Origin of the sequence: Flintibacter muris (assembly GCF_943192995.1) — a bacterium.
Classification (GTDB): Bacteria; Bacillota; Clostridia; order Oscillospirales; family Oscillospiraceae; genus Lawsonibacter; species Lawsonibacter muris.
Window position 1 is genome coordinate 40,178 of record NZ_CALPCP010000011.1, and the last position, 23,583, is coordinate 63,760.

At 55.9% G+C, this 23,583-nt stretch carries 27 protein-coding genes; 17 read left to right on the plus strand and 10 right to left on the minus strand.

Annotated features, from left to right (window positions below; genetic code table 11):
- Window positions 1-13 precede the first annotated feature (13 nt).
- Window positions 14-955, plus strand: coding sequence for an L-lactate dehydrogenase (locus NFS22_RS10685; RefSeq protein WP_478293000.1), 942 nt, complete (start codon window positions 14-16; stop codon window positions 953-955).
- Between the two features lie 37 nt (window positions 956-992).
- Here the strand turns inward: NFS22_RS10685 and spoVAC are convergent, their stop codons facing one another.
- Window positions 993-1,436: a stage V sporulation protein AC gene (gene spoVAC / locus NFS22_RS10690; protein ID WP_251317760.1), complete on the minus strand. Its 444-nt coding sequence runs from the start codon at window positions 1,434-1,436 to the stop codon at window positions 993-995.
- A 111-nt stretch (window positions 1,437-1,547) separates the two neighbouring features.
- Here spoVAC and NFS22_RS10695 point away from each other — a divergent pair, with 111 nt between their 5' ends.
- Window positions 1,548-2,063: a DUF6512 family protein gene (locus tag NFS22_RS10695; protein ID WP_251317761.1), complete on the plus strand. Its 516-nt coding sequence runs from the start codon at window positions 1,548-1,550 to the stop codon at window positions 2,061-2,063.
- 169 nt (window positions 2,064-2,232) lie between these two features.
- Complete coding sequence (locus NFS22_RS10700) at window positions 2,233-2,769, plus strand: 4'-phosphopantetheinyl transferase family protein (RefSeq protein ID WP_251317762.1); 537 nt, start codon at window positions 2,233-2,235, stop codon at window positions 2,767-2,769.
- 180 nt (window positions 2,770-2,949) lie between these two features.
- Here the strand turns inward: NFS22_RS10700 and NFS22_RS10705 are convergent, their stop codons facing one another.
- Genes NFS22_RS10705 through NFS22_RS10715 form a run of 3 tightly spaced genes read right to left on the minus strand, consistent with a single transcriptional unit; the run spans window position 2,950 to window position 6,359 of the window.
- The gene (locus NFS22_RS10705; RefSeq protein ID WP_251317763.1) at window positions 2,950-3,792 is read right to left on the minus strand and encodes an MBL fold metallo-hydrolase; all 843 of its coding nucleotides are present in this window, start codon (window positions 3,790-3,792) and stop codon (window positions 2,950-2,952) included.
- A gap of 22 nt (window positions 3,793-3,814) precedes the next feature.
- On the minus strand, window positions 3,815-5,191 hold the full coding sequence (locus tag NFS22_RS10710; protein ID WP_251317764.1) for an MATE family efflux transporter: 1,377 nt from the start codon (window positions 5,189-5,191) through the stop codon (window positions 3,815-3,817).
- 16 nt (window positions 5,192-5,207) lie between these two features.
- Complete coding sequence (locus NFS22_RS10715; protein WP_251317765.1) at window positions 5,208-6,359, minus strand: cysteine desulfurase family protein; 1,152 nt, start codon at window positions 6,357-6,359, stop codon at window positions 5,208-5,210.
- 261 nt (window positions 6,360-6,620) lie between these two features.
- Here NFS22_RS10715 and NFS22_RS10720 point away from each other — a divergent pair, with 261 nt between their 5' ends.
- Both NFS22_RS10720 and NFS22_RS10725 read left to right on the plus strand, forming a co-directional pair.
- Window positions 6,621-7,292, plus strand: coding sequence for a thiamine diphosphokinase (locus NFS22_RS10720; protein ID WP_251317766.1), 672 nt, complete (start codon window positions 6,621-6,623; stop codon window positions 7,290-7,292).
- A 328-nt stretch (window positions 7,293-7,620) separates the two neighbouring features.
- The gene (locus tag NFS22_RS10725; RefSeq protein WP_251317767.1) at window positions 7,621-8,409 is read left to right on the plus strand and encodes a MerR family transcriptional regulator; all 789 of its coding nucleotides are present in this window, start codon (window positions 7,621-7,623) and stop codon (window positions 8,407-8,409) included.
- Between the two features lie 36 nt (window positions 8,410-8,445).
- Here the strand turns inward: NFS22_RS10725 and NFS22_RS10730 are convergent, their stop codons facing one another.
- On the minus strand, window positions 8,446-8,649 hold the full coding sequence (locus NFS22_RS10730; protein WP_251317768.1) for a hypothetical protein: 204 nt from the start codon (window positions 8,647-8,649) through the stop codon (window positions 8,446-8,448).
- Window positions 8,650-9,236: 587 nt separating this feature from the next.
- On the opposite strand from NFS22_RS10730, the gene NFS22_RS10735 reads away from it, so the two are divergent.
- Complete coding sequence (locus NFS22_RS10735; protein ID WP_251317769.1) at window positions 9,237-9,452, plus strand: helix-turn-helix domain-containing protein; 216 nt, start codon at window positions 9,237-9,239, stop codon at window positions 9,450-9,452.
- 233 nt (window positions 9,453-9,685) lie between these two features.
- On the opposite strand, the gene NFS22_RS10740 is transcribed toward NFS22_RS10735, so the two are convergent.
- The 3 genes from NFS22_RS10740 to NFS22_RS10750 form a co-directional block, all read right to left on the minus strand.
- Window positions 9,686-10,531: a DegV family protein gene (locus NFS22_RS10740; RefSeq protein WP_251317770.1), complete on the minus strand. Its 846-nt coding sequence runs from the start codon at window positions 10,529-10,531 to the stop codon at window positions 9,686-9,688.
- 9 nt (window positions 10,532-10,540) lie between these two features.
- On the minus strand, window positions 10,541-11,887 hold the full coding sequence (locus tag NFS22_RS10745) for an MATE family efflux transporter (protein WP_251317771.1): 1,347 nt from the start codon (window positions 11,885-11,887) through the stop codon (window positions 10,541-10,543).
- A 357-nt stretch (window positions 11,888-12,244) separates the two neighbouring features.
- Entirely contained in the window at window positions 12,245-12,466 is a 222-nt protein-coding gene (locus NFS22_RS10750) for an HPr family phosphocarrier protein (RefSeq protein ID WP_251317772.1), read from the minus strand.
- A gap of 346 nt (window positions 12,467-12,812) precedes the next feature.
- Here NFS22_RS10750 and serC point away from each other — a divergent pair, with 346 nt between their 5' ends.
- The 6 genes from serC to metF all read left to right on the plus strand — a co-directional run bounded on the left by serC (window position 12,813) and on the right by metF (window position 18,307).
- Window positions 12,813-13,898 carry a 3-phosphoserine/phosphohydroxythreonine transaminase gene (gene serC / locus NFS22_RS10755; RefSeq protein ID WP_251317773.1) on the plus strand — a complete coding sequence of 362 codons (1,086 nt, stop codon included), beginning with the start codon at window positions 12,813-12,815 and terminating at the stop codon, window positions 13,896-13,898.
- Between the two features lie 65 nt (window positions 13,899-13,963).
- Window positions 13,964-14,473, plus strand: coding sequence for a TIGR04002 family protein (locus NFS22_RS10760; RefSeq protein ID WP_251317774.1), 510 nt, complete (start codon window positions 13,964-13,966; stop codon window positions 14,471-14,473).
- Between the two features lie 14 nt (window positions 14,474-14,487).
- A complete protein-coding gene (locus NFS22_RS10765; RefSeq protein ID WP_251317775.1) occupies window positions 14,488-15,336 on the plus strand; it encodes a YwqG family protein in 849 nt (282 codons plus the stop codon).
- Between the two features lie 43 nt (window positions 15,337-15,379).
- The gene (locus NFS22_RS10770) at window positions 15,380-16,552 is read left to right on the plus strand and encodes a phosphoglycerate dehydrogenase (RefSeq protein ID WP_251317776.1); all 1,173 of its coding nucleotides are present in this window, start codon (window positions 15,380-15,382) and stop codon (window positions 16,550-16,552) included.
- A gap of 12 nt (window positions 16,553-16,564) precedes the next feature.
- Window positions 16,565-17,323 carry an exodeoxyribonuclease III gene (locus tag NFS22_RS10775; RefSeq protein WP_251317777.1) on the plus strand — a complete coding sequence of 253 codons (759 nt, stop codon included), beginning with the start codon at window positions 16,565-16,567 and terminating at the stop codon, window positions 17,321-17,323.
- Window positions 17,324-17,437: 114 nt separating this feature from the next.
- Entirely contained in the window at window positions 17,438-18,307 is an 870-nt protein-coding gene (metF, locus tag NFS22_RS10780; RefSeq protein WP_251317778.1) for a methylenetetrahydrofolate reductase [NAD(P)H], read from the plus strand.
- Window positions 18,308-18,406: 99 nt separating this feature from the next.
- On the opposite strand, the gene NFS22_RS10785 is transcribed toward metF, so the two are convergent.
- Window positions 18,407-18,766 carry a helix-turn-helix domain-containing protein gene (locus NFS22_RS10785; protein ID WP_251317779.1) on the minus strand — a complete coding sequence of 120 codons (360 nt, stop codon included), beginning with the start codon at window positions 18,764-18,766 and terminating at the stop codon, window positions 18,407-18,409.
- Window positions 18,767-18,914: 148 nt separating this feature from the next.
- Between NFS22_RS10785 and NFS22_RS10790 the strand changes: the two genes are divergently transcribed.
- The 5 genes from NFS22_RS10790 to NFS22_RS10810 all read left to right on the plus strand — a co-directional run bounded on the left by NFS22_RS10790 (window position 18,915) and on the right by NFS22_RS10810 (window position 21,691).
- Window positions 18,915-19,610 carry a hypothetical protein gene (locus NFS22_RS10790; RefSeq protein ID WP_251317780.1) on the plus strand — a complete coding sequence of 232 codons (696 nt, stop codon included), beginning with the start codon at window positions 18,915-18,917 and terminating at the stop codon, window positions 19,608-19,610.
- Between the two features lie 132 nt (window positions 19,611-19,742).
- Window positions 19,743-20,441 carry a TVP38/TMEM64 family protein gene (locus NFS22_RS10795; protein WP_251317781.1) on the plus strand — a complete coding sequence of 233 codons (699 nt, stop codon included), beginning with the start codon at window positions 19,743-19,745 and terminating at the stop codon, window positions 20,439-20,441.
- A gap of 114 nt (window positions 20,442-20,555) precedes the next feature.
- Window positions 20,556-20,978, plus strand: coding sequence for a Fur family transcriptional regulator (locus NFS22_RS10800; RefSeq protein ID WP_251317782.1), 423 nt, complete (start codon window positions 20,556-20,558; stop codon window positions 20,976-20,978).
- Complete coding sequence (locus tag NFS22_RS10805; protein ID WP_251317783.1) at window positions 20,975-21,517, plus strand: rubredoxin-like domain-containing protein; 543 nt, start codon at window positions 20,975-20,977, stop codon at window positions 21,515-21,517. Before NFS22_RS10800 ends, NFS22_RS10805 begins: the two co-directional genes overlap by 4 nt.
- Before the next feature lie 18 nt (window positions 21,518-21,535).
- Complete coding sequence (locus tag NFS22_RS10810; RefSeq protein ID WP_251317784.1) at window positions 21,536-21,691, plus strand: rubredoxin; 156 nt, start codon at window positions 21,536-21,538, stop codon at window positions 21,689-21,691.
- 387 nt (window positions 21,692-22,078) lie between these two features.
- Here the strand turns inward: NFS22_RS10810 and NFS22_RS10815 are convergent, their stop codons facing one another.
- Window positions 22,079-23,383 carry a DEAD/DEAH box helicase gene (locus tag NFS22_RS10815; protein ID WP_251317785.1) on the minus strand — a complete coding sequence of 435 codons (1,305 nt, stop codon included), beginning with the start codon at window positions 23,381-23,383 and terminating at the stop codon, window positions 22,079-22,081.
- Window positions 23,384-23,583 lie beyond the last annotated feature (200 nt).

Below are 23,583 nucleotides of genomic sequence, written 5' to 3' on the forward strand. Positions count from 1 at the left end.
GATATTTGTGGCAATCAACTATAGAAAGGCCGCCATTGTGGGCTGCGGCTTTGTGGGGGCCTCTATCGCCTTCCGGTTTTTACAGCAGGGGCTGTTCTCCCATCTGGTGCTTATCGACGCCAACCGGGAGAAGGCGGAGGGGGAGGCCATGGACTTGAGCGACGGCCTGCCCTATGGTGCGTCTATGGAGATTACCGCCGGAACCTATGACGACATTGCCGAATGCGGCCTGGTGGTGGTTACCGCCGGAGTAAACCAGAAGCCGGGGGAGACCCGGCTCCAGCTGATTGAGCGCAACGCCGCTATAATGCGCAGTATTTTGGCGGAAATTACCGCCCGGAGCTTTGAGGGCATTCTTCTGATTGTGTCCAACCCGGTGGACGTGCTGACCTATGTGGCCAGGGAGCTGTCCGGCTATCCCAGGCATCGGGTAATCGGTTCCGGAACGGTGCTGGACACCGCCCGGCTGAAGCAGCTGCTGGGTGAGGAGCTGGCGGTGGACAGCCGCAACGTCCACGCCTTTATTGTCGGCGAGCACGGCGACAGCGAGCTGGCGGTGTGGAGCGGGGCCAACGTGTCCGGCCTGGACCTGGACGACTTTTGCCGCCTTCGGGGCCAGGAGCTCCACGACCCGGGCCGGGAGCGGATCTACCGGGAGATCAGGGACAGCGCCGACGAGATTATCAAGCGCAAGGGGGCTACCTACTACGGCATCGCCATGGCAGTGGGCCGTATTGCGGAGTGTATTGTGAAGGATGAGCACGCAGTGCTGCCCATCTCGGTGGTGCTGGAGGGGGAGTACGGCCTGGACCGGGTGGCCTTGAGCATCCCCTCCATTGTGGGCAAAAACGGGCTGGAAAAGATTTTGGAAATCCCCCTGGGCGAGACGGAGCGGGAAGCGCTGAACAGCTCCGCCGGGCAGCTCAGGGAGGTCATCACCGGACTGAACCTGTAAAAAATGCCCGCGCCGCTTTTGCGGCGCGGGCGGCTTTTTAAACGGCCTTCAACAGGCACAGGATCAGTCCGTAGATCACGCTGGTGCTGATGCCGAACACCAGCACCGGCCCGGCCACGGTGAACAGCTTGGCGGCGGTGCCGGTAATCAGGCCCTCGCTTTTGAATTCCAGCGCCGGGGATACCATGGCGTTGGCAAAGCCGGTGATGGGCACCAGAGTGCCCGCCCCCGCACGCTTGGCCAGCTTGTCGAATACACCCAGGCCGGTGAGCAGCGCGGCGGCGAAGATCAGGGTGACCGAGGTGGCCGTTCCAGCCTGTTCCTTGTCCAGGCCATAGCTCTGATACAGGCCGGTCAGGCCCTGTCCGGCGGCGCAGATCGCGCCTCCCACCAGAAAGGCCCAGACAATGTTCTTCCCCATAGGGGAGGGCTTGGACCGTTCGTTGACCAGCTTGCCGTAGTCCTGATTGGTCATGCTCATGTTTTTCTCTCCTTCCGGTTTTTCAGTAGGTTTTCCCCGGTTCAAAAAATTATGCGGCGTTGAATGAAACGGCCTGTCTGCGCATAAATTGTACCGGAAGGAGTGAGGGAATTGTTCTATCCCAAACGACAGCTGATTATCACCTGGATTGCCGCCCTGCTGGCGGGGTGCATCCTCCATTTTGTGTATGAGTGGCTGCCCAACGCCGTTACCGCCCTGTTCTCCCCGGTGAACGAGAGCCTGTGGGAACACGTCAAGCTGATTTTCTGGCCCTTTTTAGGGGCGGCGCTCATCCTCAACCGGGGCAGACCGGGCGGGACCAGACCCTGGCTGCTGGTGCTTCCTCTGCTGTGCGCCCTGACGCTGGGGCTGGGCTGGGTCTATCACGTTACACTGGGGGGCGAGGCCATGTGGGTGGATATCACCATCTTTGTTCTGGTGATGACCCTGGGCTTTTGGCTGGCCACCCGGTTTTCCGGCCCCTTCAAGGGCGTCAGGTGGGTGCTGCCCATAATTGCCGTTATCGCCCTGGGCCTGTTCATAGGCTGGTTCACACTCTATCCCCCCGAGGGCCTGCTGTTCCGGGACCTGTCCGCGGTGGGCTCCTGGATTGCGCTGCCATGCTGAGCTTTCGCTTTTCTGTCCAGCCTTACAAGCTTGTTTCCTCCTCTCCCTTTTGGTATACTATAGCAAGAATCAAAGTTGTTGATATCAGCCCTGTAGGGGCGGCCACAGGCCGCCCCTACACATGACGCAGCTTTGATCATTGCCGCAAAAGGGAGAAGGGGAGCTTTTTATGGTCGTTTACAGCGCAAAGAATTTGACCAGCCGCGCTCAGGCCCGGGGGCTGCTGGCTGTGGCGGTCCGGGAGATGTGGGGGCTTTCCCCTCTGCCTGAGATTGCCCGGCAGGAGGGGGGAAAGCCCTTCTTTCCCGAACATGAAAATTTCCACTTCAACCTGTCCCACAGCGGGGAGCTGGCCCTGTGCGCCCTGGACAGCTTGCCTGTCGGGGCAGATATCCAGATTGTAAAGCAGTGGCGGCCCTCCCTGCCCGGACGGGTATGTTCTTCTGAGGAGCTGGACTGGCTGGAGGGCCAGCCCGATCTGTGGCCCGCCTTCACCCTGGTGTGGGCCCTGAAGGAGGCCCGGGCCAAGGAGAGCGGCCGGGGACTGACCTCCTCTATCCGGGATATCCGGGTCCCTCTTCCGGGGGAGGGGGATGCCAGATTGGACGGTCTGTGGTTCCGTACCTGGACCGGCCCCGGCTGGGCGGCGGCAGTATGCGGGCACAATCCTCCGCCGGAACAAATTGTGCAATCATGCTGCTGGTGATTTCAACCGGCTTTCGCGCAGTGAAAATATGCCGGCTAAAATTGAAGGAGATAGTGAAAGGGACGTCAAACCAGTTTTTTGTCAAGTGACGCAATTCATAGGGATAGTTTTCATATCCGCACTGTTTTGTGCAGTTCTCCTTTGGGGAAATTACAGGTTCCATCCCTGACGAAGCCGCTTTTAAAAATTCAATACCTGTCCAGTCGCCAAAGCGTGACAGCCGGGGCCAAAGCGCTCTTGCAACAGGTTCAGGGCTGTCTCGCCGGTGCAGTGGCCGGTATAGATCTCCTTCACCCCCAGCTCCTTGAGGGCGTCGGCCACCTGGAAGACATACTCGGGGGTACAGTTCAGCGCGCCCTGTCCTTTGGCGGCCATGTGGAAGCCGCCCACCACGGCGTACACCTGTTTCCCAGGCAGCTGGTCCAGCACCTCCCGTACAATCGGGACAATCCCGGTGTGGCTGCACGAGTTAAAGACCACCAGTCCCTGCTCCCCCTCCAGCACCAGGGACTGCTCATGGCGGAAGTCGTCCGGGATAAAATCGTCTTCTCCCCGCTTAAAGAGCAGGCCGCCGGACCGACCGGAGCTATCCGAGGTCTGGACGCGATCCGGGACCAGCCAGGCCCCCTCCATCAGGGGATATAGGCCTTCTACACAGACAAAGCGGTCTTGGCACTGGGCCCAGATGTCCTGGTGGATACCGATAAAGTAGGGGCCATCCTTCCCCATAGAGAAATAGGGGCCGCCCGCGCCGGGGCGGACATGCACCTTGGCGTGGCTGTTGACCTGGAAGAACCGGCGCAGGCCGTCGCCGTGGTCGTAGTGGCCGTGGGACAGCACCGCCAGCTCCACCCCGGACAGATCCGCCCCCAGGGTCTGGGCGTTGTCCGCAAATTTGCCGGAGGAGCCGGCGTCCAGCAGCAGCCTGCGGCCCCGGTATTCTATGTACAATGACAACCCGTGCTCCGGAGTGAGGCCACAGCCCTCCAGGGCAGTGTTTTCCATCAGGACAGTTATTTTCATGGGAAATGCCTCCTTATTATAATTATGCCTGAGTCAGGTCCCGGACCCATTTTCCGGAACGCAGACGGTGGATGCCCACAAAGAATTTCACAACCTGCTCCAGAGGGAAGGCCAGATAAACCCAGAAGACGGAGGTTTTCAGTACCAGCCCGCACAGGGCGGCATAGGGGATGGCTACCAGCCACAGGGGGCTGATGTCGATCAGGGTGGCCGCCCTCACGTCCCCGCCGCCCCGGAGAACACCTACAATGTTTACCGTGTTAAAATCCTTCAGCGGCATTTGCAGGGCCATGACTGTCATCATGATGGAAGCCACCGACGCCGCCTTGGAAGACAGCTTGAACAGAGGATAGATCCAGATCGGAGCGGCAAGCCAGACCAATGCTAACAGCAGCCCTCCCAGAACGGCCCCGCAGGCCACTGCCAGGGTGTTCAGCGCCTTGCCCACATCCAGCAGCCTGTCCTGCCGGCCCGCGCCGATCTCCCGCCCGATAATGATGGCGGCGGTGGATGCCAGACCGAAGGAGGCCACCATAACAATCTTTTCCATGTTTCCGGCAATGGTGTAGGCAGCCAGAATCTCAGTACTGCCCGCCATATGCCCCATGATGGTGGGGAAGACGGAGGTACCAAGCCCCCACATGGTCTCATTGCACACCACCAGTCCACCGTATTTCAGGAACCGGCGGGTCATATCCATCCCGGGCTGGAGAAGCAGATGGAGATGGACCCGGAAAAAGCGGTTTTTCATCATGTGGAGGATAACGATAGACACCTCCAGCAGCCGGGCAGTAAGGGTTGCAACGGCCGCCCCCCTTACCCCCAGGGCGGGAGCTCCCAGGTTGCCGAAGATGAACACCCAGTTGAGAAAAGTATTGACGGTCATAGATGCGCCCAGGATATACATGCCCAACTGGGGCCGTTCCATACTGCGGTAGGCGGCCACATACATCATGGTAAAAGCGTTGCACACAAAGGAAAATCCGGCAATGGACCCGTACTGGGCGGCCAGCTCAATCACCTCCGGCTCGTTGCCGAACAGGCTGAGAAACTCCACCGGGCAGATGAGCAGCACCACCGCGACCACTGAGGATACCCCCAGCGCCACCCACAGGGCCACACCTAAAACCCGGTTGATGGACTCCATCTCCTGCTTGCCCCAGTACTGACTGATGAGGACAGAGGACCCGCTCTGCACGCCAAAGATGAACATTTGCACCGCAAACAGGGGGATGTTGGCCAGAGTTACTGCCGCCATGGGGGCCTCCCCCAGCATGCCCACCATAAAGGTGTCCGCCATGCCAAGGGCGCTGGTGATAAGGTTTTGCAGTACAATGGGCGTGGCCAGCAGAACCACCTGCCGGTAAAAGCCGGGCTTTTGCTTCATAAACGCGAACATGGGATATTGCTCCTTTTTATGATAGGGTAGTAAAAAGTGATTCCTTTGCCGCCCTCAGCCCCTCCACCAGGGCGTCCACATCCTCACGGGCGGTATCGTAGGAGAAGCTGATTCGCAGTGCGCCGTCCAGCACCGGCTTGGGCAGCTTGAGGGCGGCGAAGACATGGCTGGGCCTTCCCCGGTGACAGGCGGAGCCGGAGGACAGACAGATGCCCCGGTCGCTGAGAAATCGGACCATCACCTCGCTCTTGTAGCCGGGCAGAGAGACAGGCAGGATGTGGGGGGCTCCCCCTCGGGTGAGAACCTCCGCCTCCGGGAGAACCTGGTTCAGCCGCTCGATGGCATAGGCTTTCAGCTCCGCCATATGGGACGTATCCTCTTTCATAGAGGAGGCCCCCAGCCGGGCGGCGGCGGCAAAGGCGGCAATCTGGCTGGTGGCCTCAGTGCCGGAGCGGTAGCCGCCCTCCTGGCCTCCCCCCCGGATCAGAGGGGGAAACCGCTTGGAGTTCACCAGTTCCTCCCGCACATACAGCGCCCCCACCCCCTTGGGGGCGTGGATCTTGTGGCCGCTGACAGACAGCAGATCCACCCCCAGCTCCCTGGGGGTAAAGGGCACCTTTAAAAACCCCTGGACCGCGTCGCAGTGGAGCAGGGCGGGACAGCCGGCCCTTTGGATGGCCCGGGCCGCCTCCTTGACAGGGAGAACCGTCCCCAGCTCGTTGTTGACCAGCATGATGGACACCAGAACCGTGTCCGGGCGGAGGGCGGCGGCCAGCTGGGCGGGGTCAATCTCCCCCTGGCGGTTGGGCTGGAGACAGGTCACCTCAAAGCCCTGGCGCTCCATAGCTTTGACCGGCTCCAGCACGGCGGCGTGCTCAATGGCGGTGGTGACAATGTGCCTGCCCTTCCGCCGGTTCAGCTCCAGTGCCCCGCAGATGGCCCAGTTGTCACTCTCCGACCCGCAGGAGGTGAAGAAGACCTCCCCGGCCTGACAGCCCAGGGCCTGGGCAAGATCCTGCCGCCAGAGCTTTACCTGGTCCGAGGCCTTTTTGCCAAAGGCGTACTGGGAGGAGGGATTCCCCCAGCCCTCAGTCATAGCCTCCAGCGCCGCCTGGGCGGCCTCATGCCGCACCGGTGTGGTGGCGGCGTTATCTAAATAGTGGAACATGGCGTCCATCTCCCAAAAACAGAGTCAGTATCGGCTATTCTATGCCGATATCAGGGGAAAGTCAATCCCTATTTCCCCCTTGCGCACGGAAATCCATCTTCAGAAAATTCAGCCCTATTTCAGAGCGGGACGACTCAGCCCGCCTCTGGCTGGCGCCCTTTCCTTACGGCGTCAAAATTGATTTCCATGCCCCTTGCAAACCGGCTTGCTCTTGTATATAATGGAAAACAGAAATACAGACTGCCAAAGGAGTGGCACGCTATGAATCCTGCTTCCAATATCTGCTACATTGTGGGGGCCATGTCCCTGACCCCTGACCTGCGGCCTTACCCCCTCCAGGGGGACTACGTCATTGCTGCCGACCGGGGGTTCGACTCCCTGGTGGCCTACGGGGTCAAGCCCGACCTGGCGGTGGGGGACTTCGACTCCCTGGGCCACCGGCCCAACCACCCCAACGTCATCCAGCTCCCCGCCGAGAAGGACGACACCGACATGGTCTACGCCCTGCGCAAGGGGATTGACCTGGGATATCGCCGCTTTATCCTTCTGGGCGGCCTGGGGGGACGGCTGGAGCACACCCTGGGCAACCTCCAGCTGCTGGACTGGCTGACCCTCCACGGAGCCCAGGGCTTTCTGGCAGGGGAAAAGACGGCAGTTACCTGTATTCGGGACGGTATGGCCATCACCTTCCCCCCGTCCATGTCCGGCTATCTGTCTGTGCTGTGCAGCAGCGGCAAGGCGGAAGGGGTGAACCTGACCGGATTAAAATATCCGCTGAGCAAATACACTCTCACCAGCGACTTCCCCCTGGGGGTGAGCAATCAGTTTCTGGGAACACAGGCTACCGTATCGGTGGAAAAGGGCAGCCTGCTGCTGATCTGGGAGGACAAGGGGGACTTCTACGCCCAGCTCCCCAGACTGTGGGCGAAATGACGGCTGAACGTCGAGAATAATTCGCAGGGAACAAGAAAAACAAACAAGAGCGCCCCGCCCTTTTGGGGCATCTTACCCGCAAATAGATATGACAGGCCAGCCGGAAGGGTCAATCCCATTCGGCTGGTGCATTTGTACAATGTCCAAAGGCGCAGAGCGCAGGATAAAGCCGAAAAGCGGGAGTTATCGCATGAAAAAGCTTGCGGGCGGTATGCGGGCACAATCCTCCGCCGGAAAAAATTTTGCAAAAAGCGCTTGACATTTCCACAATGTAAGGGTTTATCCTGTGTTCAGGAACCGGTTCCCACAACAATTCAGGAGGAATGTCATGCTGACCATTGGTGATTTTTCCCGGCTGAGCCGGGTCACGCCCCGGATGCTGCGCCACTACGACGCGCTGGGACTGCTCCGTCCCCAGGCGGTGGGGGACAACGGCTACCGCTACTACCGGCAGGAGCAGCTGTCTGATCTGATGAAAATCCAGTGGCTGAAGGGCTACGGCTTCTCCCTGGGGGAGATCGGCCCCCTGATGGCCCTGGACAGCGGCCAGCTGCTGCCCCGCCTGCGGCAGCGGCGGCGGGAGCTGTATCTGGAGCTGAGCCGGCAGCAGGGGATTATCCACCAGATCGAGGCGGACATACTCCGTATGGAGGGAACAACATTTATGGAAACTCAGTATCATGTCGTTTTGATTCAGGACCCGGAGCAGAAGGTCTTCTCCATCCGGGAAACCATTGGCGTGGACCAGTACCACGACTTTTTTAACCGGCTGTACCAGGAGGCGGAGGCCCGGGGGCTGACCCAGGCGGGGCCCATCCAGATGCTCTACCACGACGAGGAGTTCAACCATGAGCGCTCTGACGTAGAGGCCCAGATGGTGGTGGCCCAGGATGGCCCTGATGTTAAAATCAAGCCCGCCTGTACCTGCGCGGCGGTGCATCACAGGGGGAGCTATGACAACCTGCATCGGGCCTATGACGCCCTGTGCGTCTGGCTGGGAGAGCACACCGAGTATCGGATGTGCGGTCCCGCTATGGACCGCTACTTCGGCGATCCTGACAACACGCCCGCTGACCAGCTGGAAACCGGGGTGCTCTTCCCGGTGGAGAAGGTATAAGCGAAGGGACGGCCCCCGGGCCGTCCCCTGTTTTTGCTATACCACGTTCAGACAGGCTGTCAGCTGCTTTTGAAATTTCTTTTCCGCCTCAGAGAGGTAGTGCCAAACGGCGTGAAACGCGCCGGTATACTCGCTCCCTGAGCCGTCCAGGCCAATGACCATCACCTGGATCGCCGCCAGACCGTCTGAAATGCGCTGGGCGGAGGCCTCCAGTTCTAACAAATTGCGCTTTATATCCATTCTAAAATCTCCTTGCTTTTCACCAGGAGTTATGGCATAATCAAATTTGCCGCTCCTCCTTGGTGTGGTAATAGAGTGTTGGATGGCTTTTGTGTGGCGACCAACACTCTATTTATTTTCCATGCTTTCCTGCACCAGTTTGACCCCTTTGACAATAACCTCTGTCCTTGTTGTGTTGAGAGAATCCGCACACGCTTGAATCAAATCTGCTTCATCTCTGGTTAGGCGAAGATTGAGGTTCACATTACGGGGGTTCTCTTTGGGAGGACGCCCTGTCTTTGGGCTCATTTCATCACCCGCTTTCTGCCCTCGCAACAATTATATGTTTGCAAGGGCAGAAAGTCAAAAAATCAGGGGACAGCTCAAACGCTGTCCCCTTTTGCGCCAAAAACTCTCGTTCCCCCGCAGGGCAAGGCTCCTTTGGAAAGGAGCTGTCAGCCGCAGGCTGACTGAGGATTGTATTTTGCCGCAGGCAAAATGTGCGGAGCAAACGAGGTCTGGACAAGCTTTGTATGCGGCATTATTAATGTTGTGCCATTGTCTTATTTCCTTCATCCGTTAAGATAATAAGTGGAGGTGAACGGACGATGCAGGATAATCCTGAAAAGTTCAGCGAGATTGTTAAGCACTTTCGTACACGGGCTGGCCTCACGGTAGAAAAGGTTGCGGAGCAGGCTGATATCACAGAACGGTATCTTTACCGCATTGAAAACGAGGACAAAACCCCCAGCTTTGATGTGCTCGGCAGACTGGTTCGGACACTGTCAATACCGGGAGATTACATTTTTTACCCCAAAGAATAGGTAGACCGTAATCAGCTCCTCATCTGTAAATTGGGGACAATTGTTGTTGCTTTGGCGTTGTAATTCTTCTCTAAATCTGCTATCATTGCATTGGCAAATGGTGCAGTATAATTTGATGAGTTTTGTTTCCACAAGACCATTCTCATCCTTTGGGCGCCATTTGTCTCTATTTTTCTTTACTTTTAACTATTGATTCCCACTTTATAAGGAGGCTTTGGGCGGGGGCGCAGAGGTTAATGCTTCTGGAAGAAGGCCACGGCAATGGCGCCTGGGCCCACGTGGGTGCCGATGGTGCCGCCTACGGTGCCCAGGGGGAGACGGTCGGCGTGATTCGTCCAAAGGGCGGCGCTGTCGGTGATGTACTTTTGCAGCAGGCTGTCATCCAGGCCGGCGTAGCCCAGCTTGTAGGGGCGGGAAAAGTCCACGCCGCCTGTCTTTTGAATCTCCTGTACCAGCAGGTTGTTGCCGTTTTTGGAGCCCCGGGCCTTGCCCAGCACCACCACCTCGCCCTCCTGAACGGCCACCACCGGCTTGATGGCCAGCAGTCCGCCCACCAGAGCCACCGAGGCGGACACCCGGCCGCCCCGCTTCAGGTACTCCAGGGTGTCCAGCAGGGCCACCAGGCGGATGTCGGTTTTTTCCTCCTCCAGCCGGGCGGCTATGGAGGAGGCATCCAGCCCGGCGTCCATCAGCTCCAGCGCCCGCTCCACCAAAATCAGCTCCCCAATGGTGGCGTTGGCGCTGTCCACCACAAACACCTTGCCGGGGAACTCCTCCGCCGCAATGCAGGCGCTCTGATAGGTACCTGACAGCCTGGCGGACAGCACCACAGCTACCACCGTCTCCCCGGCCTCCACAGCGGCGCGGAAGGCCTCCTCAAACCGGGCGGGGGAGATCTGGCTGGTGGTGGGCAGGTCGTCCCCCTCGATCAGCTTCTCGTAGAACTGGTGGTGGGTCAGGTCCACGCCGTCACGGTAGGTCTCCTCCCCAAAGGTGACCTCCATAGGCAGAACGGTTACCTCAGGCCGGTGAGGGGGCAGCAGGTCGCTGGCGGAATCGGTGATTACTCTAACCTTCATGTTTTTTCCTCATTTCTCCATGCTCTCTCGCAAGGTTGGTCGATTGTACCATGGCTCCTTGCGAAATACAAGGGCAAAAATGACGAAGAATGCGGTTATGGCGTCGGCGGCGGACTGGCAGGGCCACAGGGCCTCCCGGCCCAGCAGAGGGGGCAGGGCCAGCAGCAGCGCCGGGGGCAGAATGACGCTGCGCAGCAGCGAGACGGCCAGCGCCTGTTCGGTGCGGCGGGTGGCCTGCCAGAAGGAGATCATCAAAATATTGAACCCGGTGAGGAAGAACCCGCAGAAGTAGGGGACCGACTGCTCCACAGCGAAGGCCACCAGCTCCGGGTCCTCCGGGGCAAAAAGGAGGAAAAACCAGCGGGAGCCGAAGAAGATCAGGGCGCAGCCGGCCAGTCCCACCCCCAGAAAGACTTTGGTGGAAAACCGCCGCATAGCCAGCCCCCGGTCCCGCTCCCCGGTGGCCATAAAGCGGCTGAACACCGGCTGGAGGCCCTCCGCCATCCCCAAAAACAGGGTGAGGATGATGAGCATCAGATACCCGATTACCAGGTAGGCGGCCAGCCCCAGCTCTCCATAGCCGCATTGGGCGATGGCCAGGTTGTACAGAAATGTGACAATGCCAATGGAGAACTCCATGATAAAGGAGGGCACGCCGCACACCAGAATGTCCCTGCCGTCAGCCAGCCTGGGTCGGAAGGGGGCGAAATACAGCGCCCCCCGCTTCCGAAGAAAATGGGGCAGAAGGAGAAGCACACTGAACACAGGCCCCAGGGCGGTGGCCAGGGCAGCGCCCCGAATGCCCATGTTCAGGGGGTACATGAAGAGGTAGTCCAGCACAATGTTAGACCCCGCCCCCAGAATCATGGCAGTCATGGCCAGCTTGGGGCGGCCATCATTCCGGGCCATCCCTCCCAGCAGAAAGCTGAACAGCTGAAAGGGAGCGAAGGTGACAATAAACCACAGGTAGCCGGCGGCCGGTTCCAGAATCTCCGGGGTAGCTCCCAGCAGCCGGGCCAGAGGGATCAAAAACAGGTTTCCCAGCACCGCCGTCAGCACTCCGGCCAGCCCCAGCATCCAGACTGCGGTGTTGAACAGCTTCCGGGCACCCGCCCGGTCCTCCGACCCCAGGCGGGCGGCAATCAGCACCCCCGCCCCTGAGCCGGCGGCGATAGCCACCGAAATCAAAATCTCGATCAGCGGCACCGCCACAGCGGCGGCGGCCATGGCCTCCCGCCCCAGGCGGTTGCCGATAAAGATGCCGTCCACAATGGTATAAACCGAGTTGAACAGCAGCCCGATCATCTGGGGGACGGCAAAGCGGAAGAACAGCGCAGGGGGCTTGCCCTCATACATGGAAAAAACCTCCAAACAAAAAAATAAAACGCCCCCGACCGCTCCTTCTACGGCCTATAGAGCGGCAAAGACGTTAACCAGGTTACCCGGCGGTAACATATTTATTTTTTCCAGCATACCAGAGTTTTGCAGAGATGTCAAGCCCCCCGTGGCCAGCGGCACGGAAATCAATTTTCAGAACATTCCGCCATATTTGTAGGGCGGGACGACCCGGCCCGCCGCCGGTTAGCAACTGTTGCCAACGGCGCGCCGGGGCCGTCGCGCCCTACGGCGCCAAAATTGATTTCCCCAGACCCAACGGCCATGAGGGGCTTGACGTATCGTCAAAGCTATGTTTTTTCCAGTGCGCTGCCCCTATCAAGCCATCTTGGCGACCAGCTTTTGGAAGGAGCGGGGAGCGACGCTGTCCTCCACCACTACGTGGGCCTTCCTGCCGATCAGAGCGAACAGCCCCAGCAGAGAGCGGGCGTCCAGCATCATGCTGCCGGAACTCAGCCAGACCTCATAGGGTGTTTCACAGGCCAGCCTGTTGATCTTCTCAATCTGCTCCTGGCTCTTGATGTCAATCTCTTTAATCATTGCAAAGACCTCCTTGCATTCAATTCAAACCGTTTTGTGATGCCGCTTCCCTCAGCGGCTGCCCGTATTGTAGCAGGGCGGGGCGGCTTGCGTCAAGGATCGTTTTGTTGAATTCGCATAATTTTATAATATATTTTTATGCAATATATACAATCATGGGCGTTGAACAGGGTATCCGCAAAAACACCTGTCCTTGTTGTGGGGACTATTCACACAAAGAGAGGAGAAAATACCGCCCGGTTCTTCGCTTTCGCCATTGACACCACATTTTTCCCGGACTATAATTGAAAATTACCGTACACCAGTGTGTACAATCACATTTTCTGTACAGAAAGGGGCTCTTCTCATGAGCGATTCCCGCGTCTACAATTTTGCCGCCGGTCCCTCCGTACTCCCGCTGTCCGTGCTGGAGCGGGCCGGATTGGAGATTACCAACTATCGAGGCTCCGGTATGTCCGTGATGGAGATGAGCCACCGGTCTAAGGTCTTTATGGACATTTTCCAGGACACACGGGACAAGCTGCGCCGGCTGATGAACGTCCCTGAGGGATACCACATTCTCTTTCTCCAGACGGGAGCTTCCGGCCAGTTTTCCATGATCCCCCTGAACCTGATCAGCAAGACGGGAAAGGCGGACTACGCCGTCACCGGCAACTTCTCCGGCCTGGCCTGTAAAGAGGCGAAAAAGTACGGGGACATCTCCACCGCCTGCGACACCTCCGACCGGAACCACAGCTACATCCCCCGGCAGGAGGAGCTGAAGCTGAACCTGGACGCCAGCTACTTCTACTACTGCGCCAACAACACCATCTATGGCACCGAGTGGGACTACATTCCTGAGACCGGGGATGTGACCCTGGTATGCGATATGTCCTCTGACATTCTGACTATGCCGGTGGATGTGTCCAGGTTTGGCATCATTTACGCCGGGGCCCAGAAAAACCTGGCCCCCGCCGGGCTGACTGTGGTGATTATCAAGGACGGCCTCCAGGGCCATGAGCTGCCATATACCCCCTTGATGATGAATTACAAGACCATGATCGACAAGGATTCCATGTACAACACCCCTCCCTGCTGGTGCGTCTACATGCTGGGGCTGATGCTGGACTGGGTGGAGGAGAACGGCGGCCCTGAGGGTATGGAGAAGCTGAAACAGCAGCGCTCCGGAATGCTCTACGATACGCTGGACTCCTCCCGGCTGTTCACCTGCCACGCGGAGCAGGGCTCCCGCTCCGGAATGAATGTCACCTTCCGCACCGCCAGCGAGGAGCTGGACGCCAAGTTCGTCCGGGAGGCCACGGAAGCCGGGTTTGTCAACCTGAAGGGCCACCGGATGACTGGCGGGATGCGGGCCTCCATCTACAACGCCATGCCGGTGGAGGCGGTGGAAAAGCTGTGCGACTTTATCCGGGCCTTCGAGAAGGCGAACTAACCCATTGACAAAGTAGGGAATTCGCCGTATACTTCTCTCACCAACCAAATAGAGGAGGAGTTCTTATGCTTCAAAAGGATAAAATCCATCTGCTCACCATCACCGCGCTGTTTGCTGCGGCCATCGCCGTGATGACCGCCTACATGCTCCACATCCCCATCCCCACCGGGGGCTACATCCATCTGGGCGACGCGCTCATCTATCTGGCCGCCTGCCTGCTGCCCCTCCCCTATGCGGCGGCCGCCGCCGCTGTCGGCGCGGGGCTGGCCGACCTGCTCACCGCCCCCATGTGGGTACTGCCCACCCTGGTTATCAAGGCGGTTTTGGTGCTGTTCTTTACCAGCAAAGGCGAGCGGCTGCTGTGCCGCCGGAACCTGGCCGCGGTGGTAATTGCCGGACTGTTCTCCCCCACCGCCTACGCCCTGGCCGGCTGCGCCATGGCCGGGACCATGGCCGCCTTTGTCCCCCAGTTCCTGGGCACTCTGGTCCAGGGGATTGGCAGCGGAGCCCTCTTTATTGTCATTGCCCCCGCTCTGGATGGGGTAAAGCTCAAGGAGCGGATGATTACTTTCTAAAAGGAGACGCCACAATGACTGACACTGAACTGGCTCTGGAGATCTGTGGAGAAATCCGCGCCGCCTGCAAAAAGATATGTCTCCCCTATACCCTGGAGGTGGGCGAACCCGGTATCGCTGACAGCAAGGTGGGGGGCATGCCTTATCTGTCCAGGGGCGAGGCCTGGCCGGTATGCAGCTATGGCGACCCCATGAGCTTTCTGGCCCAGATTGATTGTACACAGCTGAAAGGCCTGCCCGACTTCCCCCACGCCGGCCTGCTGCAATTCTTTGTCGGGACGGATGATGTGTACGGCGCGGATTTTGACGACCAGATTGCCCAGCTGGGCTTTCAGATTATCTACCGGGAGACGGTGGACCCCACCGTCACGGCGGAGAGCGTTGCCGTTCCCCGGCCCTCTGACGGCAAGGAGTGCTACACCCCTTTGGGGGACCAGCCCTGCCGGATTGTCTTCGGTCCGGTGCAGAATCAGGACATCCCGGACGGCGACTGCCGGTTTGAAAAGCTGTTCCTGCAGCGCTGGAATCAGCTCAGACCGGAAAAGCCTATCCGCTCCATCTGGGACTTCTACGGCCTGTTTCCTAAGGAGGAGCGGGATTACGATATCTTCACTCTGGACCCGGCCAACGCTGCCGGCCACCAGCTGGACGGCTACCCCTTTTTTACCCAGGCCGACCCCCGGAGTGAGGACAACGAATATGAGGAATTTGACACCCTCCTGTTTCAGCTGGACAGCGAGATGCGGGACCGGAAAGATCTGGTCTGCTGGGGCGACTGCGGGGTGGGCAATTTCTTCATCAACCGGGAGGCACTGAAGCGCCGGGATTTCTCCCGGGTGCTGTACAACTGGGACTGCGGCTGAACAGATGTCCCCGCAAGATCAACAAAAGTTTGAGGTAATAGGTATGTACCGTATCAAAACACTGAACAAAATCTCCTCCGTGGGCCTGGACCGGCTGGACCGGGACCGGTTCCAGGTGGGGAGCGAGGTGGAGGAGGAGGACGGCATTCTGGTCCGCTCCGCCCCCATGCACGACTATGTATTCCCCAACTCTCTCCGGGCGGTGGCCCGGGCGGGGGCGGGCACCAACAATATACCCATTGACCGCTGCTCTGAAAATGGCATTGTGGTCTTCAACACCCCCGGCGCCAACGCCAACGCGGTAAAGGAACTGGTCATTGCCGCCATGCTGGTGGCCTCCCGGGACATACTGGGGGGGGCCGACTGGGTGCAGGAGCAGGCCCACACCCCCAAGGTGGACGTGGCCGCCGCCGTGGAGAAGGGCAAGTCCGCCTTTGCCGGACCGGAGCTGTACCGCAAGACTCTGGGTGTCATTGGCCTGGGGGCCATTGGGGCCCTGGTGTGCAATATCGCCCTGGATCTGGGGATGGACGTGTACGGCTATGACCCCTTCCTGTCGGTGGACGCCGCCCTGCGGCTGGACCGCCATGTCCATGTGGTAAAGGATGTGACCGAGCTGTACCGGGTGTCTGACTATGTCACCCTCCACATCCCCTACACCAGCGCCACCAAGGATTTTATCAACGCCGAGGCCATTTCCAGGATGAAAGGGCAGGTGCGGGTGCTCAACCTGGCCCGGGGCGGGCTTGTGGATAATGATGACATGATTGCCGCCCTGGAGTCGGGACGGGTGGCCAAATATGTCACCGACTTCCCGGATGAGCAGATTGCCACCGTAAAAAATGTCATTGCTCTGCCCCACCTGGGGGCCTCCACCCCGGAGAGCGAGGAGAACTGCGCCGTCATGGCCGCCCGGCAGCTCCAGGACTACCTGCTCAACGGCAATATCACCAACTCCGTTAATCTGCCCAACGTGTCCCAGGAGTGGAGCGGCATTGCCCGCATCTGCCTGATCCATAAAAACGTCCCCGCTATGCTGACCCAGATCATGACCACCCTGTCCGACGACCACATCAATGTGGAGAATATGACCAACAAGTCAAAGAAGGACTACGCCTACACCATGGTGGACGTAAATACCCGCCTCACTGAGGAGGCTGTGGAGGAGCTGCGGGCCATCCCCAACATGATAAGGGTGCGGGTGCTGAATCATTAAAGGAGTGTTCCCATGATATTCATTTCCTGGAACGTAAACGGCCTGCGGGCCTGCATGAAAAAGGGGTTTTTGGACTTTTATCAGGGGCAAAAGCCCGATTTTCTCTGTCTTCAGGAGACGAAGATGGAGCGGGGTCAGGCGGACGTCCCCCTGGGGGAGGGGGTGCTGGAGTTCTGGAACTCCGCCGAGAAGAAGGGCTACTCCGGCACCGCTGTCTTCACCCCCCACCAGCCCATCGCCGAGGCCTACGGCATGGACCTGGACCGGCACGACCACGAGGGGCGGCTCATCACGCTGGAGTATGAGAAGTTCTACCTGGTGTGCTGCTACACCCCCAACGCCCAGGACGGTCTGAAGCGGATCGACTACCGCATGGAGTGGGAGGAGGATCTGCGCGGCTACCTCATGTCCCTGGACAAGACCAAGCCGGTGATTTACTGCGGCGATTTGAACGTGGCCCATGAGGAGATCGACCTGAAAAACCCAAAAACCAACCGGGGCAACGCCGGCTTCTCCGACCAGGAGCGGGAGAAGATGACCGCCCTCCTGTCCTCCGGCTTTACCGACACCTTCCGATGGCTCTACCCCGACCGGGAGGGGGCCTACTCCTGGTGGTCCTACCGCTTCCACGCCCGGCAGAACAACGCGGGGTGGCGCATTGACTACTTTATCGTCTCCGACCGCCTGCGTGACAAAATTCTCCGGGCAGAGATCCTCTCTGACGTGGAGGGCAGCGACCACTGCCCTGTATTGTTAGAGCTGGATATTTGACTTACCTCAGATTGTCAAAAAGCCTCCCTCAAAGAGGGGGCCTGAGAGGACGAAGAACTTAGTCTCAGGCAAGGGCAAAGCCCTTGCCCTACATGACAGAAAGAAGCGATTATCATGAAATTGTGCCAGTTATTCGGCCAGGGCCGGACCGTTTTCTCCTGCGAGGTGTTCCCGCCCAAAAAGACCGCCCCGGTGGACAGCATCTACCAGACGCTGGACGGCCTGAAAGACATCCGCTTTGACTTTATCAGCGTCACCTACGGGGCAGGCGGCTCCAGCAATGTGAACCAGAGCACCAGCGAGATCGCCGCCCTGATTGAAAACAAGTACCACATCCCCGCCATGGCCCACCTGACCTGCGTGGCCGCCGGGCGGGAGGACGCCGACCGCATTTTGGCCGAATTGAAGAAAGCCGGGGTGGAGAACGTCCTGGCCCTGCGGGGGGACGTAAACCCGGACTATCTCCCCAAAACCGACTTCAAGTATGCCAGCGAGCTGGTGGCTTACATCCGGGAGAAGGGGGACTTTGGCATCTCCGCTGCCTGCTACCCCGAGGGCCACTTTGAAAGCCCCGACCTGGTCAGTGACATCCGCCACCTGAAAGAGAAGGTGGACGCCGGCGCCCAGCATCTGGTCAGCCAGCTGTTTTTTGACAACGACGACTTTTTCCGCTTTCTGGAGCGGGCCCGTATCGCGGGCATCAACGTGCCTATTGAAGCGGGCATCATGCCCATCCAGTCCAAAAACTCCATCCAGCGGATGGTGACCATGTGCGGCGCCACTATCCCCAGCAAGCTTACCCGCCTGCTGGCCAAGTACGGCGACCACCCCGAGGCCCTGCGGGAAGCCAGCATTGCCTACGCCATTGACCAGATCTCTGACCTGATCGCCGGCGGCGTGGACGGCATCCACCTGTACACCATGAACAACCCGGATACCGCCAAAGCTATCGCCAAGGCTATCTCCTCTATTCGAAAGGTATAAGAAAATCAACAGGAGCGGCAGGGGCTTTCCCTTGCCGCTCCTGTTTTCTTGTACTCAAATAAAATGCCCGTAAAGGTATACCTTTACGAACAGTATTCTTTAATTCTTGCTTTCGGCATTATATGCCTTTAGCCCGTTTATAGTGTGGATTATAAATGCCTTTTCACGCATGGATAAATTAGCGATTATATTTTCTAAAAATAAATCAATATTTTCATCCTTGTCATTTATATCGTTACTATCTGATAATAAATAGTTCATATCTATATCAAGTTCATTTGCTATGTTTATCAATGTTTGTAAACTTACATTCATTAAATTTGTTTCTAATTTTGCAACTGCATTTGTAGATATGTTTATCTTCTCTGCTAGTTCTGCCTGCGTTAATTGTGCCGCTTTCCTAGCGGCTCTAATTCTTTTTGCAATGGCTTGATAGTCCAACTTATACTTGTATTCCATATTCAACCCCCTTTTACTCCATAATATCTAGCTATTAGCAAAAGATAAATTGAGTGTTGATGAAAATAGAATTGACTATTACTCCATATTCTGCTAAAATTCATGGAGTACCCCAGCACAACAACAAAATTAGACGGAGGTTGACACAATGAAGAAACTATTAGCCCTTATCCTTGCGGCGGCTCTGGCCCTCTCTCTGGTGGCCTGCGGCGGCGATAGCGGAGCAGGGGACACCAACACGCCCAGCACCGGGAACGGGGACACAACAAGCACAGACACGCCCAGCGGCGGCATGACAAAAGAGGAAATGCTGGAGCAGGCAATAGAATGCGATACAATGACGATAAGTAGTGATACAACCAGCAATATTGTAAGAGCAACGCAAACATACTGCGAAAAAATACTTTTAATAACGGGACGAATAGGTGAAATAAGTGCTGACCACATTCAAATAGACCCAGATTCTATTACACGCTATAAAGTTTATCTTCCGGTAGAAGAAATTGCTAATTTAGAGGTTGGACAATATGTAACTATTGTTGGGCAGACAGGAGCAGAAATCAAAGAGGAACCAATGGGCCCCGGTATTCCACAAAATAAATATGTTTATGAAGTCAGCCCAGCTTATTTTGTAACAGACAGGTATGAGTATACTGGAACGCTGACAAGCAAAAATACGGATTTTCCAGGTGCATGGAATGTTAAATTTCCTAATAGTTCTTATCAAAGACTGGTTTACTTTGATGAAAGTATAGATATAAATCAATACGAGGGGAAAGAAATTACATTTTCTGCAAAATATTATTATGAGAAAGAATATCATGATGCAGTTATTATAGAGTAGTATAAGGCGGCTAGTATTAACAATACTAGCCGCCTTGCCTGTTCATATCTTCTTCACGAAAATTTAAGGAGATTTTTGTCGTTATTTCCTCTTCTGTGTGGTAGAATACCCTCTGAGAACGGAGGCGTTTTCATGAACAGGCGGCAAAAGCTTATTATTCTCACCGCCGCTCTTCTGCTGCTGGCGGGGGGCGGATGGTTTTTGTACAGCAGCGGCTTTTTCCGGGCGGTCCGGTCCCTGGACGCACTGCGGGCCTATATCACAAACTTTACCCCATATTCCCATCTGCTGTTTTTTCTGGTGCAGTTTCTCTCGGTGGTATTCGCTCCCATCCCGAGCAATGTGATTGCCGCGGCGGGGGGGGTGCTGTTTGGAACCTGGCCCGCCTTTCTGCTTACCTTTGGGGCGGTGGTGACCGGCTCTCTGCTGACGTTCAGCCTGGCCCGGGCCTTGGGCCGGGACTTTGCCAGCCGGATTGTCAGCCAAAAGCTGTCGGAAAAATACCAGGACATTCTGCGGGCCAAGGCCCCCGTCTTTTTGACGTTGGCCTTTCTGTTCCCCTTTTTCCCTGACGATATGCTGTGCATTCTGGCCGGGCTCACCGCGCTGTCTTTCCGCCGGTTTGCCGCAATCGTGCTGCTGGCCAGGCCCTGGGGACTGCTTTTTGCCAGTGCCCTGGGGGGCTCCACCCTGGGCCTGTCCCCCTGGGTGATGGTCCCGATCGGGCTGGCGGGGGCGGCTGTGTTCCTGCTGGGGATGAAATATGGGGGCAAAGTGGAGGAATTTATCCTCAGCCGTTTAAAAGAGCGGAAAACGGGCAAAAATGAATAAGAAAAAAATTTGGGGCCCCGCCCCAAATTTTCCTATTTTCCCCCTTTACAAATTCCCTGGAGTATGATATAATACCGCCGTAATAAGAATTAATATTATTAAGGAGGGCCGCTCATGGAACGCACCGTTCGCTACAGCAAAAAACGGGAGGCGATCCTGAACGCCATCCAGGGGACAAGCTGTCACCCCTCCGCCGAGTGGGTGTATCAGCAGCTCAAGCCCCTTCATCCCGACCTCAGCCTGGGAACGGTCTACCGCAATCTGGCTTTCTTTCAAAAGCAGGGCCTGATCCGGAGCGTGGGGGTGGTTCAGGGACAGGAGCGGTTCGACGGTATCGTTGCCCCCCACAGTCACTTTGTTTGCAATAGCTGCGGCTCTGTTCTGGACCTGCCGGATGTCCGTCCGGAGACCGGCCTGGAGCAGTCCGTCAGCTCGCAATACGGGTTCGTAGTGGAACGCTGCGAACTCACATTCTATGGTCTATGTCCCAGCTGTCTGCATCAAAACCAAAATTTTAAGGAGGAAACATTATCATGAAAAAGTTCGTTTGCAGCGTATGCGGTTATGTCTACGAGGGTGACGCGGCCCCCGAAAAGTGCCCCCAGTGCGGCGTTGGCCCGGAGAAGTTTGTGGAGCAGAAGGGCGAGATGTCCTGGGCCGCTGAGCACATTGTGGGCGTAGCTCAGGGCGTTGACCCCGAGATCCTGGAGGGCCTGCGCGCTAACTTCCAGGGCGAGTGCACCGAGGTCGGCATGTACCTGGCTATGGCTCGGGTAGCCCACCGTGAGGGCTATCCCGAGATCGGCCTGTACTGGGAGAAGGCCGCCTGGGAAGAGGCTGAGCACGCTGCCAAGTTCGCCGAGCTGCTGGGCGAGGTGGTCACCGACTCCACCAAGAAGAACCTGGAGATGCGCGTCGAGGCCGAGAACGGCGCCACCGCTGGCAAGGTCGCCATCGCCAAGAAGGCCAAGGAGCTGAATCTGGACGCCATCCATGACACCGTCCACGAGATGGCTCGCGACGAAGCCCGCCATGGCCGTGCCTTCAAGGGCCTGCTGGAGCGTTACTTCGGCTGATTCAGGGAGGAATTTCTAATGGATAAGTATGTCTGCCCCTGCGGCTACGTCTATGACCCCGCCGTCGGCGACCCGGACAACGGCATCGCCCCCGGCACCCCCTGGGACCAGGTCCCCGACAGCTGGGTCTGCCCCACCTGCGGACTGGGCAAGGACGTTTTTGAGAAGGAATAAAACGTATCCGCAAGAGAGTGTTTTTCGGAGAGGAACGAGGAAACTTGTTCCTCTCTTTTTGTCGCCGCTTATCCCGTTTTCATATCCCCTATGTGGCATATTTGTGTCATGGGAATGTCCTATAAATTGTGATATCGTTAAAAGTGTCATCAACTATTGTGTCACGAGCTTTTTGTTGTAAAATATTATAATTATGTTAGCTTTATCTGGTTATCCCCCCTTTTTCTATATTATTTTGAATTTCCTTGTTTTTATCAAGCAGCTATGCACCTCCTTTATATTGCCCTGTTTCTTTTGTGCAATCAATATCAAGAATGAGGAAGTAATACAGATTGCCAAGGGAAAGAGCGTTTTGATAAACTTGTAAAACTTGGGTCATATATTGGGTCATATACAAACATCTTCTGGAATATCCTCAATTCTGTCCTCTTGACTTGATTCAACAGGGATTGGAATGATTCTATATTCTGATTCTCGCCCTCTTTTTTTATCAGCTTTTGTAACTTCGTCTGCTATATAGCCGCCCTTCTTAAAAAGTGAATTCGCTTGCTTCATATCTTGATAATCATCAATTTCTTTTTTGAGGAGAACATTTATGTCTTTCAATATATTATCTCTTTCTTCTTTTGAAATTACTTTTTCAAGTAATTCATCATGCTCTTCAAAGTACTTCTTTATGACCCTAACTATGATTTCTTCATCGGAAGGCGTTTTTTCGGCTAACCTTACTGTAGAATAGGGAAACCAGTCTTTAAAGTTTTCATTGCCAGGGGGTGATACTATTTCTCCCTTAACGATTTTATTGTCATACCAATAATCAATCCAATTTATCAGCATATATTTTTCTTTTATTGCCAAATCTTCTCCTTCCATTTTTCCATCAAAAAAGATAAATTTTTGCCGAAAGAAGTCAAATCTAATATAGGGAAAGCTTTCTTCTATTCTAGCTATAACGTCCTTCTTTGTAGGCTTTTCGGTTTTACTGATAAAATCTTTGTATTTGTCTGTAACATGTTGAAGTGATTCATTAGAAAAATAACGTTCCCATTTTAATATATCTTTTTTATAGACCCTAGACAATTCACACATAACATTCAATTCATCCAGGCCCTTACGAACACGTCCGGCCATTTGAACAAGTTCTGCTCTCTGTGAGCTCTCAGCAAACATGATTTTTATATCGTCATTCTGAATATTAATGCCCTCTTTGCACTTGGTAGTTGTAAGAAAGATTTTAACATCATCTGGTAGTAATTCCTCTGTCTTTAGGCGTTCTTCAATCATTTCTCTCTTACTTAACATATAATCAGAAAATTCTTTCTTTTTCTCGTTGCTAGTAAAAGCTACTCCGATATCACCCTCTGTAATTCCTTTCTTGTTTAAATCCTTAATTAACTGTAGGATATTTGTTATACTACTAGCAAAATATATAACTTTCCTGTTCTTCTTGTGATATTTTTTAATTACTCTTGCTGCCTCTTCCGTTTTGCTTTCTTGTCTGACAATAACCTTTTTAGGTTCCACATGATTACATAGGTCAAAGTAATCAGCAAAATGAAAGTATGTTTGTTTTTTTACCTTTTTTAGTAGGAGATTGTTTAGCGGTTCAGGTGTTCCAGACATAAGAGGAACACCCGGTCTACCACTAATGATAATGATTGTTTTATAATAGTTTGCACCTTTGTTTTTCATGTTTATAGCCTTCTTCTTGTAGTAGGATGAAATTATAAAACCTCCTGGCCTAAGTCGTTGTCATTGGACCAGGCCAGGAGGTTTTATGTATGGGGGTTGAATGTTGATATTCAAAATACTTTGGAGGTACTATATAGAGATATTCTTCTTATCCTTATTCCTCCCTCCTCTCCTCTTTCCTCTTTTTTCTAATTCTGCTA